A 14743-nucleotide genomic window follows, 5' to 3' on the forward strand; every position below is an offset into this window, starting at 1 on the left:
CAAGGCAGATGTCAGAACCCTGACAGCACACGATGCTGGTATGATGCGATTGACCCGGATTTGGGCCGATCAAATGTCATGCAATGAAAGCATGCCTTCCCGGACATTGGTTATTCTCCCTGACGAAATATTTTTATTGTTTTGCCCTTCTGATTGGCAATTGTTGTGCCAACCCAAAGATGATTTTTTATCTTTATATATCAGGCAGATACAAATATATGCCCGATAGTTTCGGCGGATTGTTGCCGATGGATGGTTTTCATGTCGGCGAAATCTTGCCGATTGAGCCGATTTGCAGTCATCGTAACATTTTATGGCCGCATGATAAATTACTGCTATTCGATATCGTCGCGACGGATATTCAGCTTCTTCATTTTTTCATTCAAAGTCCGGCGCGGGATGTCGAGTTCATCCATGACCGTTTTGACATTGCCGTTATGGCGGATCAGGGCATCACGAATTATGTGCTGCTCGAAATGGCGGAGCTGATCGGCCAGCGATCCGGTTTTATCGGATGCAGCAGATGCATCCATCGCAGCATTATTGCCAAACAACCGTGCCCAGCGTTCTTCGGGCATGCCGGTCAAAAGCACATAGCGTTCCGCCAGATTTTTAAGTTCGCGCACATTGCCGGACCATTCATGCCCCAAAAGACTGCCCCACAGACTTGCATGCGGTTTTTCATAAGGGCGATCAAAATTTTCAGCCGCGCGTTCGGCAAAAATATCGAAAAGTAACGGCAGGTCATCCTTACGCTGGCGGAGCGGTACGATTTCCAGTTCGAATGTGTTGATCCGAAACAGAAGGTCTTCCCGGAAACGCTTGTCGATAACGGCGGTGGGCAAATCTTCGTTGGTGGCACAGATCAGCCGGAAATTGACCTTTACCGGGGTGTTTGACCCAAGGCGCACGACTTCGCGCTGTTCGATGACACGCAGAAGCTTGGCCTGTAACGCCAGTGGCATGCTTGAAATTTCATCAAGAAACAGGGTGCCGTTATCGGCATGTTCGATCCAGCCGATCCGGCGGCTGGCAGCACCGGTGAAGGCTCCCTTTTCATGACCGAAAAGCTCGCTTTCGGCGGTACTTTCTGGAATTGCCGCGCAGTTAACGGCAACAAATCGCCGATCATTCCGGGTGCTGAGGTCATGAATGGCGCGCGCGACCAGTTCCTTGCCGGTGCCGGTTTCTCCGGAAACCAGAACCGGGACTTCGGTCGGGGCGATATTGGCGATTTCGGCCTTGAGGGCACGCATCGACGGGCTGTTGCCGATCAGGCGGCTGTCAAGCGTGCCCTGCTGGGCGATTTGTGAACGGAGTGTGCGATTTTCGATGACAAGTTTGCGTTTTTCAATCGCGCGCTCGAGGCTTTCGAGAATATCGGTTGGTTCAAACGGCTTTTCGACGAAATCATATGCCCCGCTTTTCATCGCCTCGACGGCCATCGGGACATCGCCATGACCGGTCATCAGGATCACCGGAATGTCGCGGTCGATCTCAAGAACCGATTTGGTAAAGGCAATGCCATCAAGCTTTGGCATTTTAACATCGGTCAGGATCACGCCCGCGAAATCGGGTGTAATATGTTCAAGTGCCGAAATCGCATCGGCATGGACACTGATGGTGTATCCGGACAAATCAAGCCATTGGGACAGGGAAAGGCGCAGGGCTTCTTCGTCATCAACGATGATTACCTGTGACGTTTGCGGATTTGCAGTGGCGGTATCGATTGTCGGTTGCGGCATTACTTCTGCGTCCCCCGCATCAGTGGCAATTGTATTTCAAAGCAGGCTCCGCCGCCCGCACGGTTGTAGGCACGGATGCTGCCGCCAAAGTCACGAACAATCCCGTAAGTCACCGAAAGCCCGAGCCCTACTCCTTGACCCGGATCCTTGGTGGTGAAGAATGGGTCGAACAGCAAGCCAAGGGTTTCCTCGCCAATGCCCGGACCGGTATCGGAAATGCGAATGGTGGCCTGATCGCGTGTTCCTGACAGGTCGATGATGATCCGTTTTTTTGCCTTTGGATCCTTGTCATCGATGCTGGCCATCGCATCAAGCGCGTTGCGGATGATATTGACAAAAACCTGTTCGATCCTCACCAGATCGGCATGGACGATCAGATCGCCAGCAAAATCGGACTGTTCAAGTACGCAGCCCTCGTTATGCAACTGCGATGACAGCAGCTGTATCACATTATCAAGGGCGGCCCGGATATTGACGGGTTCAAGCACGCCGGTCGATTTGCGCGAGAAGGTTTTAAGTTGCCCGGTGATTGATCCCATGCGCTCGGTCAGGGCGGAAATCTGTTCGATATTGGGGCCGAGATTTTCGGATTTTCCGCGTTCAAGCATCAGTTTGGCGCTGGCGCAGAAGGTTCTGATCGCGGCAATTGGTTGATTGATTTCATGGGCAATTGCGGCCGACATCTGACCCAATGCAGCCAGTTTTCCGGCCTGAACCAGCTCGTCCTGTGTGCCGCGCAACTCGGCCTCTGTCTTGCGGCGTTCGGTTATTTCCTGTTCCAGGCGGGTGTTAAGTGCCTGAATGCGGGCAAATTCCATGGATTTGCGCTGTGACGCCAGTTTCAATTCACGTTCGCGCAAGAATAGGACAATCAGGATGATCAGGCCCGACCCGATCAGGGTGATCAGCATGACACTGGTGCGCCGTTCGGACACATAATCCATCGGGGTCAGGTAAAACAGGTTCCATTCGCTGCCACTGATCGGTTTGACCTCAAACAGGAAACGTTCATTGCCGATTTCAAGCAAGCCATCCTCGCCAGATGGATTTTCATCCATATTCAGGGGTAAAAGTTCCTGTCCGGAATATTGGCGATTGCGCAGAATCCGCTCGCGCTCCTGATTGGTTAGCGGGCGAATGGTCCGATATTTCCAGTCCCCGCGACTGGTCAGCATGATGACGCCGTCAGCGTCCGAGACGAAAACGGTTTCACCCCCGTCCTGCCAGTTCCGCTCTAGTTCATCGAGTTCAAGTTTGACTGCGACCACGCCGACAATTTCACCGGATTTTGCAATCGGGTGGGAAATAAACAGGCCGGATCGCCCGGTGGTAACGCCGATCCCATAGAAAAAGCCTTCCTGCCCTGCAAAGGCTTCGGTGAAATAGGGGCGGAAACTGTAATTCTGGCCGACAAAACTGTCCGGTGTGTTCCAGTTGCTTGCCGCAACCGTGTTGCCGGACCTGTCGATGACATAAAGCGCGGCAGCACCCGAGCGCTGATTGACCTTTTGCAGATACTGGTTGGCTATATCCACAGTGCCATTGCCAGTAACGACATCGACGATTTCGTGATTGCGGGCCACGACATAAGGCAGATAGCGATACCGGTCGACAGCGGCACGAAGTGTGCTTTCATAAAGTGCAAGACGGGCCTGGGCTGTTTGCTGCAACTGGCTGATGGCAAGGTTTCCGGTCGAGTTGACGGCAAGCCAGACGACCAGACCGGCGATGACAATCCCCGCAAAACTCAGCGACGCGCGGCTATAGGTGCTTAACCAGTAGAACAATCCTGCCTCCCGCGCGTTAGAGTGTGGTTCGTTGATCCGGCCAGACGTTTTGATTGCCCTGTCGGGTGACGGGACTCCGGCTTCCTGTTCGGGTGCACGATAGTTATGTGGCATCGGGACGGGGAGTCAATAAAGACGCATGGCAATACCGGTATTGAATGTCGCTTTCCCATAGGGTGGAACGGCAGAAATCAGGTAGGGTCTTTGTATCGTACATGAACAAAGCCTCAAATATGCCTCAAGTGGTTATTTTTTCGCCACAATGGGATGTATTTTGTTACGCTTGTTTCAAATTTTAATCTGTCCAACTGACGAGGTTCAGGTGAGTAAGATCGCACTTGTTGATGACGACCGTAATATCCTGACATCGGTTTCGATGGCGCTTGAAGAAGAAGGCTATGAGGTCCAGACATATTCCGACGGGTCCGAGGCGCTGCATGCGTTGACCAAGGAAGAACCCGATCTTGCCGTGCTCGATATCAAGATGCCGCGCATGGATGGTTTGGAACTTCTAACGCATCTTCGCAAAAAGACCCAGATGCCGGTCATTTTCCTGACATCCAAGGATGACGAGGTCGACGAACTGACCGGTCTGCGTCTTGGGGCAGATGACTATATTAAAAAGCCGTTCTCGCAGCGTTTGCTGATCGAACGTATCCGTACCTTGCTGCGCCGTGCCGAAATCATGCGCGCAGGCGGTGTTCGTCCGAGCGGTTCGGAAGATGTCATTCAGCGTGGTGAACTGGTTCTTGATCCGTCCCGCCACATGTGCAGCTGGAAAGGCCAGCATGTGAACCTGACGGTCACGGAATTCCTTCTGATTCAGGCGCTGGCAAAACATCCTGGCCACGTGAAAAACCGTGATCAGCTGATTGATGCGGCATATGGCGAACATATTTATGTTGATGATCGTACCATCGACAGCCACATCAAGCGTCTGCGCAAGAAATTCCGCGAGACAGACAAGGAATTCAAGGAAATCGAAACCCTCTATGGTGTCGGTTACCGTTACCGCGATACGGCAACGGTTGCGGGTTGATAGCATAACACTCTTGTCGCAGTGCCGGGCCGATTGGCCCGGCCAGAATTGCGGGTCTGAATGAGCGATTTACCTGCCTCGGCTGAACAGCAATCCGTGCCGCAACACGAAATCCGTGTCGCACGGATAGAGGAACGTCACGGACTTTTTTCCCCGTTAACCTGGCGCATTCTGGCCGTGAATGCGCTGGCTCTTTTTGTGCTTGTTGCGGGTATTCTTTATCTTGGCCGTTACAAGCAGGAACTGATCCATTCCGAACTTGAAGCCATGGCCGTGCAGGCGGAAATGTATGCCGCCGCATTGTCGACATCTGCTGTCGGACAGGGGGATGACGCCACCAACCGTGTGAAGCTTGAAGTCGCGCGTGAAATGGTGCGCCGGCTGGTCGGGATTACCGGTGCCAGGGCGCGACTGTTCGGGGCGAATGGCCAGCTGATTGCGGATAGCCGGAATGTCCGGACATTTGGCACCGGCGCGGTTCAGGCAGAAGAACTTCCAGCGCCGGGTGAAGATGACAAGCTTGCGGAAATCATGCGCAAGCTGACCGAAGGCGTGCTTTCGATTTTCGAAGGCGAACAGCCGCTTCCGCTTTACGTTGATCCACCGGTTGCCAGTGCCAGTGATTATCCCGAAGTGCGCGCTGCCCTTGCCGGTTATTCGCGCGGGGTGGTCCGGGTAGATAGTCAGGGCCGTCGTGTACTTTCGGTTTCTGTACCCGTGCAGCGCTTCAAGCAGGTTCTGGCATCGATCATGCTGACGAAGAATGGCGATGCAATCGAAAACGCCCTGCATGCGGTGCGGCTTGATATCCTGAAAATCTTTGTCTTTGCATTTGGTATCACGGTTCTGTTGTCGATCTATCTGGCCGGGGTTATTACCCGGCCGTTGAATCGGCTGGCACGTGCGGCCGAACGCGTCCGGCGCAGCAAGAACCGTCAGTTTACCATTCCCGATCTTTCGGATCGTCGCGATGAAATCGGCGATCTTTCGACGACGCTTCGCGATATGACCGAAACGCTTTGGGATCGCATGGATGCAATTGAACGTTTTGCCGCCGATGTTGCCCATGAAATCAAGAACCCGCTGACGTCGCTTCGCAGTGCGGTTGAAACCGCGACCCGCCTGAAAGACCCGGAACGCCAGCGCCGTCTGATGGAAATCATTGCCGAAGACGTGCAGCGCCTTGATCGACTGATCAGTGATATTTCAGATTATTCGCGTATGGATGCCGAATTGTCGCGCGCCGAGACCGAGGAGGTTGATCTGCGCGTGCTGTTGCAAACCCTGTGTGAGCTTTATAACGCTGACGCAGACGGTCCGCCGGTTAAGGCATCCGTTCCCGAAAACCTGATTGTGCCAGCCCTTGAAAGTCGATTGGTGCAGGTGTTCCGCAACCTGATTTCAAACGCGATCACCTTTACCCCCGAAGGCGGGTCGGTGCGGGTGCGTGCATGGCGTGACAAGGATCAGGCTGTGGTGACGGTCGAGGATGACGGACCGGGTATTCCACCAGGCAAGGAAGAAGCGATTTTCAATCGTTTTTATACCGAGCGTCCCTCGGGCGAGAAATTCGGCCAGCATTCCGGTCTTGGACTTTCGATTTCCAAACGGATTGCCGCAGCGCATAACGGCGACCTGACGGCGACAAACCGAATCCTCAACGGCGAGGTCAAAGGGGCGATCTTTACCCTGCGCCTGCCGCTTGAAGAAGGTGCATGAGTTCCCCGATTGGCAGTAATTTCTATCCGTGAGGATAGATATGCATGTTTCCGATTTGACAAGGCCGGATGACCCGCGCATCGTTTTGCCCGATATGACACAAATCCATGCAAATTGTGTCGCGCTTGGCCCTCATGCGATCCTTTTGCGCGGGCCATCTGGCAGCGGCAAATCCAACCTTGCTCTGCGGCTTGTCCGGGCTGGCGGGCGGCTTGTTTCCGATGACAGAACCGATCTTGTGGCGCATGAGGGCAAACTGATTGCCAGCGCGCCGATACAGATTGCACGATTGTGCGAAGTGCGCGGGATTGGTATCGTCCGCGGGCTTGCCCATCAGGCGGCAGGCGATGTGCGGGTTTTGTTTGATCTGGTGGCCGACCCGGCCGGGGTCGAACGGATGCCTGAACCCCGATCAGAAACGTTTTGTGGTATTTCGATTCCGTCCTGGAAAATCTGGCCATTCGATATGGCCGTCGAGGCCAAGATTGAAGTAGCCTTGGCTTTGGCAACAGGTGAGATGCAGCTCGAAACATGACCGATGCAGATGCAATAGGCCCGAAACAAGAGGGTAATGGCACCGGCGACACTGCCGGGGATACGCGACTTGTGCTGGTGACCGGAGTTTCCGGTGCCGGTCGGACGACGTCGCTGAAAATCTTTGAGGATTTCGGCTTTGACGCGGTGGATAACCTGCCGCTGCGGTTATTGCCTGCATTGCTGAGCGGGGGGACGGACCTTGATCAGCCGTTGGCGATTGGCCTTGATATCCGTACACGCGATTTTGGTGTCGATCAGTTTGTCGACATTGTCAGCGATTTGCGCAAGCAGCCCGGTGTCAATCCGATGGTGGTTTTTGTCGACGCGGAAACCGGCATTTTGCAGCGCCGCTTTACGGAAAGCAGACGTCCTCATCCCTTGACCCATGACCGGCCACTTGTCGATGCGATTGAACATGAAAAACGCCTGATGGCGCCGATTGCCGCGACGGCGGACATGATTATCGATACTTCACGGCTTAAATCGGCCGAGCTTCGCAAGATCCTTCAGGACCAGTTTGCCATTGGCGAAAAGGATGCGATGGCGGTCTTTGTCAAAAGCTTTTCGTTCCGTCAGGGCGTGCCCGGTGAAGCGGACCTTGTTTTTGACGTTCGTTTTCTGCGCAACCCGCATTATGATCCCGAACTTCGTTTGCTGACCGGGCTTGATGACCGGGTTGGCGCCTATATCGAGAAGGATCAGGATTTCACCGGTTTCATGGATCGGTTAAAAGGCCTGATCGGCCCGGTTCTGCCGCGTTATGCGCAGGAAGGGAAAAGCTATCTGACTATCGCGATCGGCTGTACGGGCGGCCAGCATCGTTCCGTTTATATCGCACGCATGCTAAACGACTGGATTGCCGGTCTGGGATATGATGTTCATCTCAGCCATCGCGACAAGCCAGATGAACCAAAACCGGGGGAGTGAATTGATGGAGAAAACGGCATGATCGGGATGGTGCTCGTCACCCATGGCGATCTCGCGAAGGAATTCGTGTCGGCCTTGCAGCATGTTGTCGGTGAACAGGAAAATATCGCCGCCGTGTGCATCGGGCCGGACGACGATATGGAACAACGCCGTGCCGACATCCTTGCAAGTGTCGAGGCTGTCGATGATGGCAAGGGCGTTGTGCTGTTGACCGACATGTTTGGCGGGACCCCGTCGAACCTGGCGATTTCCATTATGGAACAGGCCAATGTCGAAGTAATCGCAGGGGTTAATTTACCTTTGTTGATCAAACTGGCTTCGGTGCGCATCGATGGCACGCTGGCCCAGACGGTCAATGCCGCGCAGGAAGCGGGCCGGAAATATATAAATGTGGCGTCGCGCCTGCTAAGCGGCGAGGAATAAACAACAAGAACAGAAGGTCGGGCGATCGGGGATGGCCCGGATCTTTTGAAAGTTTGCCGACGGGGACTTAAGGTCGGGACTAAGGCGGGACAAATATGGCGCAGACGGAAAAGCGGATCGTAACAATAAGCAATCAACGTGGATTGCACGCGCGGGCGGCCGCAAAATTTGTTAAACTTGCCGGTGAATTCGAATCCCGGATCATGGTGCGCAATCGTGGCACCGAGGTTTCGGGCGTATCGATCATGGGGCTGATGATGCTTGCGGCATCGACCGGCACGGAAATCGAGATAGAGGCAGCCGGCCCCGATGCGAAAAAGGCGATAGATGCCCTTAACGAACTTGTCGATGCCAAGTTCCACGAAGAATAATACAAAGAATAAGTAGGATTTCCGCACGGACGGAAAGCGGGATTTCTGGAAACAACAAGAACGAGTTGGCAGCAAACCAGGCTTGCAAGTTCCACCAAAAGACCAGACCACAATTGATGACCAATCGACGACCGGCCGCCGGGTAATTAGCGGGCTTGGGGCATCGGGCGGGATTGTGATCGGCCGGGCTTTTGTCATGGACCGGCAATATGTCGATGTCAGTCGCGCGCGTATCGATGCGGCGGCCATCCCGACGGAAACCGAACGTTTGCATAAAGGCGTTTCGGAAAGCATTGAACAGCTTAAACGTCTGAAATCGCAATCAGCCAATGTTGGCGGGGCCGCGTCCGAGGAACTTGGTTTTCTGCTGGATGCCTATGTTCATATGCTGACCCAGTCGCGCCTTGTCCGCGGGGCCGAGGAACTGATCCGGACCCGAAACATGAATGCGGTGCACGCGGTCAGCGACGTTATTGACGCCATCGCCAGCCAGTTTTCGGGCATTGATGACCGATATATCGCCGCGCGCGCATCCGACATCCGCGAGGTCGGCCTGCGGCTGATGCGCTGCCTGATCGGTGAAACCGACAGGGCATTTGAAACCGCGCCAAAGGGTGCGATTCTGATTGCCGAAGAAGTCAGTCCGGCCGATATGGCCCGTCTTCAGCCCGGGCAGCTTGCAGCCTTTGTCACCGCTCTTGGCGGGGCGGAGGGTCATACGGCAATCATGGCCCGGTCACTTGGCATCCCCGCCATTCTGGGAGCGGCCGACATCATTCGCGGGGTTTCGGGCGGTGATCTGATCATTGTCGATGGTGGTCGGGGTGAAGTGATCCTGCGTCCGACCGAGGATGACCTTTCCCATTATACCCAGCGCCGGGAAGACTGGCGGGCGGCGCGTGCTAAACTGGCCAGCCTGCGTGATGTGCCATCGGCGACCCGCGACGGGGTCGAAATTGACCTGCATGCCAATATCGAATTGCCCATCGAACTGTCGGCGGCACTGGAAAACGGGGCGACCGGCATCGGACTTCTGCGCAGCGAGTTCATGTTCATGAACAAGGACTATCTGCCGGACGAAGACGAACAATATGCCGAATTGGCCGATATCGTGACCCGGATGAATGGCAAGCCGGTGACGATCCGTACCCTTGATATCGGGGGTGAAAAGCTTGCGGTGTCATTGCAGGCAGAAATCGGGTCCGGGCCAAACCCGGCACTGGGATTGCGTGGCATTCGCTTGTCATTGCGTAAGCCCGAATTGCTGGAAGCCCAGATGGCAGCCATCCTGCGGGCATCCCTGCACGGACCAATCCGGGTTCTGATCCCGATGGTGGTCAGCGTTCATGAAATGAGCCGGGCGCGTCAGATTTACGAAGCCGTTGCAAGGCGCCTGCGCAAGGAAGGCCATGCCATACCGGATGTTTTACCGCCACTGGGCGCGATGATCGAAATACCGGCGGCCGCACTTGCGATTGATGCCTTGGCGCGCGAAAGCGATTTCTTTGCCATCGGCACCAACGATCTGACGCAATATACACTGGCGATTGATCGTACCGACGATCAGGTGGCGGGGCTTTATGATCCGTTACATCCATCGGTTTTGCGTCTGATCCGTGATGTGATCAAATCATCGCGGGATCGCGACATCCCGATCAGTGTTTGCGGTGAAATGGCCGGTGACCCGCGATATACACCGCTTTTCCTTGGCTTCGGGCTGCGCAATCTTTCGATGTCCCCGGTCAGCCTTTTGCCGGTCAAGCAGCGCCTGCGCCGTCTTGATACGCGTAATACCGAACATCAGGCCGCGCGTGTGATGGAACAATGGGATTCTGCACGCATCGCCATGATGCTGGATGATTTCAACGATCTTGCCTGACCGGCAATCATAATACTTAATAAATCAATCGGTTATGAAATGGGTCCATGCAGCATGGGCGCTGTGTATTTGCGTTTATTTTTCCGGCATTGAAAATTCATCGAAGAAAAGACTTGAAATCGATATAAAGAAATCTTTATATGTCTTCCATCGCGAACGGGCAAACCGTCGCACAGGAATTTTCGGGCGTATCTGCAAGATCCATGTGGTCGGCGGTTGCGCTGTTTTTGTTTGATTGGAGACGACATGTCGAACTTTACCGATTGCAAGGTCGCAGACATCTCGCTGGCCGCCTGGGGCCGCAAGGAAATCGCGATTGCCGAAACCGAGATGCCGGGCCTGATGGCGTTGCGCGAAGAATACGGTGCGGCCAAGCCGCTTGCTGGCGCACGCATCGTCGGTTGCCTGCACATGACCATTCAGACCGCGGTTCTGATCGAAACCCTGACGGCACTTGGTGCTGAAGTTCGCTGGTCGTCATGCAACATTTTCTCGACTCAGGATCAGGCTGCTGCGGCGATTGCGGCAACCGGCGTTCCCGTCTTTGCCTGGAAGGGCGAGACCGAGGAAGAATTCTGGTGGTGCATCGAGCAGACCATCACTGGCCCGAACGGCTGGAAACCAAACCTGATCCTTGATGATGGCGGCGACGTCACCCAGCTGATCCACGACAAGTATCCGGAACTTCTTGAAGACATCAAAGGTCTTTCCGAAGAAACCACCACCGGTGTGCATCGCCTGTATGAAATGGCGAAAAAAGGTACGCTGAAGGTTCCGGCGATCAACGTCAATGACTCGGTCACCAAGTCGAAATTCGACAACCTGTATGGCTGCCGTGAGTCACTTGTTGATGGCATCAAACGCGCAACCGACGTCATGGTCGCCGGTAAGATCGGAGTGGTTGCCGGTTTTGGTGATGTTGGCAAAGGTTCGGCTGCATCGCTGCGCAGCCAGGGTGCACGTGTTCTTGTGACCGAAATCGATCCGATCTGTGCGCTTCAGGCCGCAATGGAAGGTTACGAAGTCACCACCATGGAAGATGCCGCACCGGTTGGCGACATCTTTGTCACCACCACGGGTAATATCGACATCATCACGCTTGATCATATGCGTGCGATGAAAGACCGTGCAATTGTTTGCAACATCGGTCACTTCGATTCCGAAATCCAGATCGGTTCGCTGCGTAACTACAAGTGGGACAACGTCAAGCCGCAGGTCGACGAAGTCGAATTCCCGGATGGCAAACGTCTGATCGTTCTGGCCGAAGGCCGCCTTGTGAACCTTGGTTGTGCAACCGGTCATCCGAGCTTCGTGATGTCGGCATCCTTCACCAACCAGGTGCTGGCCCAGATCGAACTGTGGAAAAACCACGCCAACTACGAAAACAAGGTCTATGTCCTGCCGAAACACCTGGACGAGAAAGTTGCAGCCCTGCATCTCGACCGTCTTGGCGTGAAACTGACCAAGCTTTCGAACGAACAGGCCGAATATATCGGCGTTCCGCAGGCTGGTCCGTTCAAACCGGATCATTACCGCTACTAAGCGCAAACGCGTTTGTCATCAAAGCCGGTCCGTTCATTCGGGCCGGCTTTTTTGTGTTTTGCGGCGGGGCGTTCGGGTAAGAAAGAGGATATCACAACAGGGAAACAAGCCATGCCCCAGCTTGAAATCGAATATTCCGCCAACTTGCCGATTACCGAGCAGCTTCGCAGTTTGGCAATCAGCCTGCATCGTGAGATTGCCAAGGCCGCCGATGCCGATCCGGCCAGTTTCAAGACCAGGTTGTCACCGCTTGAAAATGTTGTCATTGCCGATGGCGGACCAAAGCATGGCATGGTGCACCTTGATGTGCGTCTTCTGTCGGGGCGTTCGGACAACGTCAAATACGATGTCGGGGCTATTGCCCTTGAAACCCTGCGCGCGCACCTGGAAAATCTGGTTGGTGATTTCGATGTGCAATTCACCGTGGAAGTGCACGATCTGGATCGGGCCAACTACCACAAGCATGTGACATCGGCCTGATTATCAGGTTGGCTGATTACATCAGAAGCGCTTCGTGGATCGGATGATCGGGGCCGTAACGATCATTCATCAGTTTGATCAGCTCGCGCGAAAACTGTTTTCCCGTATCCAGCAATGATCGCAGTTCCGCATCACTGCGATCATTCGGGCCGACTTTTTCCAGTCGTTTGCGAACGTCCGGGTCGCTCAGTTCGCGCAGAAAGCGATCATAGAGTTCAAGTGCGGGAAGGCTTTTGTCACCAAAGACAGTCTGCACGCGCGTGATCGGCGGAAGCTGTAAAAGTTCCGACAGTTTGGTGCGTTTGCCGACATAATCCCGGTCGGCGGTTTCTGCGGCCGCGATAATACCACCGAAATAAAGCATCTTGCGCGAGAAGACGAGTTTCAGCCGTCTGGGGGCCCATGCCTTACTGGCGTCGCCTTCGCGGGTTTTGATTTCGAAATCGACGCTGATGGTTCGGTAATATCGAATGACGTCATTGACCAGAAAGCGTGCGATGGATTCCCGTGTAACCGTTTCGGTGACGTAGTTGGCAATCAATTCATCAAAGAAGGCCCGTTTGCCGACTTCGTTATAAAGCCATTCACATTCCAGCAGGAACAAAAGGCGGCGTGTGGTGATCGAATTGGTGTCGCCATCAAGTCCGATACGGTTCACCAGTTCCTCGGCCGGGACATAGGATGAAAACGGGCCGTTAACGGCTGCCTTTTTGGTGACCATGGAACCGAGGATTTCGGAAACATCGCGGTGCGGAGCCAGATCACGATCAACTTCGCGGCCGATGATGAAGTAATCAAGGTCGGATTGTTCCGATGCCTCGTGCCGCCCGAACGAGCCGGTCACGACCACGCAAAAGGCGCTGCCATGCAGCTGATTGGCCAGCGCGCTGCGCATCTCGTCCAGCCGGGTGGCGGTGTAGGCCTGATTGCTTGCGATCGTATCTGGTAACAAGATTGAAGCGGTTCCGATTGAAGTCACTGATAAATCCAGTATCGACCTAAAGCCGAAAGATTAAAACCGGGTTTATGGCGAAAGGTAAGGAACCTCCGCCAAATGTGAGGACAGGCACATAATTGCCATCACTTGCCGATAAAACGGCCTCAAACGTGAATGACCATGATGCCATACATCATTCGTCGGGGCCGTTGGCCAAAATACTGTTCGCATATCTCCCCGATTGGAAATCACCTCAGATTACGGAGAAGTCCGATCAAAAATCTTTATCGCACTCTGTTTGCCGTTCCGCTTCTTGGCCTGATGGCAATGCCTGCCTATGCCCAATCGCCCGATACAACATCACCCGAGGTGATGAAGGATATGGCCCCGGATGCGTTGCGCGAGGGGATCGAAAACCGCCATCCATCGGCCTACTACATCCTGGCGGCCAAACTGTTTAACGAGGGCGAACGCGATGACGCGGTATTCTGGTTCTATACCGGGCAGTTGCGCTATCGCACGCTTCTGGGCTGCAAACCCGATCTGGCTCCCGATCAGGACCCGGCCCTGTTTGCGTCGCTGAACGAAACAGTCGGCAGGCCGCTTAACGGTTATGCGTTTGGGGATGTCGATGAACTTGGCACCACGATTGAGGACGTGCTGGAATGGGATGCGGAACATCCCAATGGTTATGTCAGCAAGGCCGAGTGCGAGCAGATCCTCACCGCCGAGCGCGCCGGGCTTGGCGAACTGCGCGAGATGATTACCGAAAAGGCAGATGAAATCCGCAAACAGCGTGAAGAAAACGGGTTGGAAAACCGGTAAATTCGCCTGTCCGTACCTGAAGAAAGCCCGGCTCGAATGCCGGGCTTTTCATTGGTGGCATTTGTTGACGTTCAGGCAGGTAACGCGATAGCCTCGGTGCCATATTATCCGGTCCCGGGTGATATTTGCCTTATGAATTCCGCTGAAAGACGCCCCAATGGAAATTTCCGATCTCCCGTTCGGCACGACCGACTGGTCGTCGATCACGCCAACCGAACATTCCGGCGATACCGGAATGGCATACTGGAGGACACAGCAATTCGGCCCGATCCGGGTGCGCATGGTGACATATACGCCGGGCTATCTTGCCGATCATTGGTGCAAGAAGGGGCATATCCTGCTGTGTCTTGAAGGTGAATTGGTCACCGAACTGGAAGACGGGCGGGTTTTCACCCTTAAGCCGGGCATGAGTTATCAGGTGGCTGATAACGCCGAGGCCCATCGCTCATCAACAGAGCCGGGTGCAACATTGTTTGTCGTTGACTGATATTGATAATCCGGCGGCCCAGGTTTGTCAGGGCCGCCAGATATT

At 54.5% G+C, this 14743-nt stretch carries 14 protein-coding genes; 11 read left to right on the plus strand and 3 right to left on the minus strand.

Going from position 1 to position 14743, the window contains the following annotated elements; translation table 11 throughout:
* Positions 1-335 precede the first annotated feature (335 nt).
* Together J7395_RS06485 and J7395_RS06490 are read right to left on the minus strand one after the other, a co-directional pair.
* Positions 336-1745 carry a sigma-54 dependent transcriptional regulator gene (locus J7395_RS06485; protein WP_209220926.1) on the minus strand — a complete coding sequence of 470 codons (1410 nt, stop codon included), beginning with the start codon at positions 1743-1745 and terminating at the stop codon, positions 336-338.
* On the minus strand, positions 1745-3532 hold the full coding sequence (locus tag J7395_RS06490; protein ID WP_209220927.1) for a cache domain-containing protein: 1788 nt from the start codon (positions 3530-3532) through the stop codon (positions 1745-1747). The genes J7395_RS06485 and J7395_RS06490 overlap by 1 nt, the downstream gene beginning before the upstream one ends.
* Before the next feature lie 322 nt (positions 3533-3854).
* On the opposite strand from J7395_RS06490, the gene J7395_RS06495 reads away from it, so the two are divergent.
* The 9 genes from J7395_RS06495 (at position 3855) to J7395_RS06535 (ending at position 12449) form a co-directional block, all read left to right on the plus strand.
* Entirely contained in the window at positions 3855-4571 is a 717-nt protein-coding gene (locus J7395_RS06495; RefSeq protein WP_082824671.1) for a response regulator transcription factor, read from the plus strand.
* Positions 4572-4631: 60 nt separating this feature from the next.
* Positions 4632-6290, plus strand: coding sequence for a stimulus-sensing domain-containing protein (locus J7395_RS06500; RefSeq protein WP_062949672.1), 1659 nt, complete (start codon positions 4632-4634; stop codon positions 6288-6290).
* Positions 6291-6330: 40 nt separating this feature from the next.
* Positions 6331-6825, plus strand: a complete 495-nt coding sequence (locus tag J7395_RS06505) for an HPr kinase/phosphatase C-terminal domain-containing protein (protein WP_209220928.1) — start codon at positions 6331-6333, stop codon at positions 6823-6825.
* On the plus strand, positions 6822-7754 hold the full coding sequence (gene rapZ, locus J7395_RS06510; RefSeq protein ID WP_097053273.1) for an RNase adapter RapZ: 933 nt from the start codon (positions 6822-6824) through the stop codon (positions 7752-7754). The genes J7395_RS06505 and rapZ overlap by 4 nt, the downstream gene beginning before the upstream one ends.
* Positions 7755-7772: 18 nt before the next feature.
* Positions 7773-8177, plus strand: coding sequence for a PTS sugar transporter subunit IIA (locus J7395_RS06515; RefSeq protein ID WP_007088266.1), 405 nt, complete (start codon positions 7773-7775; stop codon positions 8175-8177).
* 95 nt (positions 8178-8272) lie between these two features.
* Positions 8273-8548: an HPr family phosphocarrier protein gene (locus J7395_RS06520; RefSeq protein WP_062949666.1), complete on the plus strand. Its 276-nt coding sequence runs from the start codon at positions 8273-8275 to the stop codon at positions 8546-8548.
* An 82-nt stretch (positions 8549-8630) separates the two neighbouring features.
* Complete coding sequence (ptsP, locus tag J7395_RS06525; protein WP_062949664.1) at positions 8631-10427, plus strand: phosphoenolpyruvate--protein phosphotransferase; 1797 nt, start codon at positions 8631-8633, stop codon at positions 10425-10427.
* A 246-nt stretch (positions 10428-10673) separates the two neighbouring features.
* Entirely contained in the window at positions 10674-11969 is a 1296-nt protein-coding gene (ahcY, locus tag J7395_RS06530; RefSeq protein ID WP_007088263.1) for an adenosylhomocysteinase, read from the plus strand.
* Between the two features lie 111 nt (positions 11970-12080).
* Positions 12081-12449, plus strand: a complete 369-nt coding sequence (locus J7395_RS06535; protein WP_097053270.1) for a 5-carboxymethyl-2-hydroxymuconate isomerase — start codon at positions 12081-12083, stop codon at positions 12447-12449.
* A gap of 16 nt (positions 12450-12465) precedes the next feature.
* On the opposite strand, the gene J7395_RS06540 is transcribed toward J7395_RS06535, so the two are convergent.
* A complete protein-coding gene (locus tag J7395_RS06540) occupies positions 12466-13401 on the minus strand; it encodes a DUF294 nucleotidyltransferase-like domain-containing protein (protein WP_209220929.1) in 936 nt (311 codons plus the stop codon).
* 159 nt (positions 13402-13560) lie between these two features.
* Here J7395_RS06540 and J7395_RS06545 point away from each other — a divergent pair, with 159 nt between their 5' ends.
* Positions 13561-14211 carry a hypothetical protein gene (locus J7395_RS06545; protein ID WP_147253492.1) on the plus strand — a complete coding sequence of 217 codons (651 nt, stop codon included), beginning with the start codon at positions 13561-13563 and terminating at the stop codon, positions 14209-14211.
* A gap of 157 nt (positions 14212-14368) precedes the next feature.
* Positions 14369-14698 carry a DHCW motif cupin fold protein gene (locus tag J7395_RS06550; RefSeq protein WP_209220930.1) on the plus strand — a complete coding sequence of 110 codons (330 nt, stop codon included), beginning with the start codon at positions 14369-14371 and terminating at the stop codon, positions 14696-14698.
* The last annotated feature ends 45 nt before the right edge of the window (positions 14699-14743 follow it).

The sequence above is a fragment of the Thalassospira sp. A3_1 genome (assembly GCF_017744215.1).
GTDB lineage: Bacteria > Pseudomonadota > Alphaproteobacteria > Rhodospirillales > Thalassospiraceae > Thalassospira > Thalassospira lucentensis_A.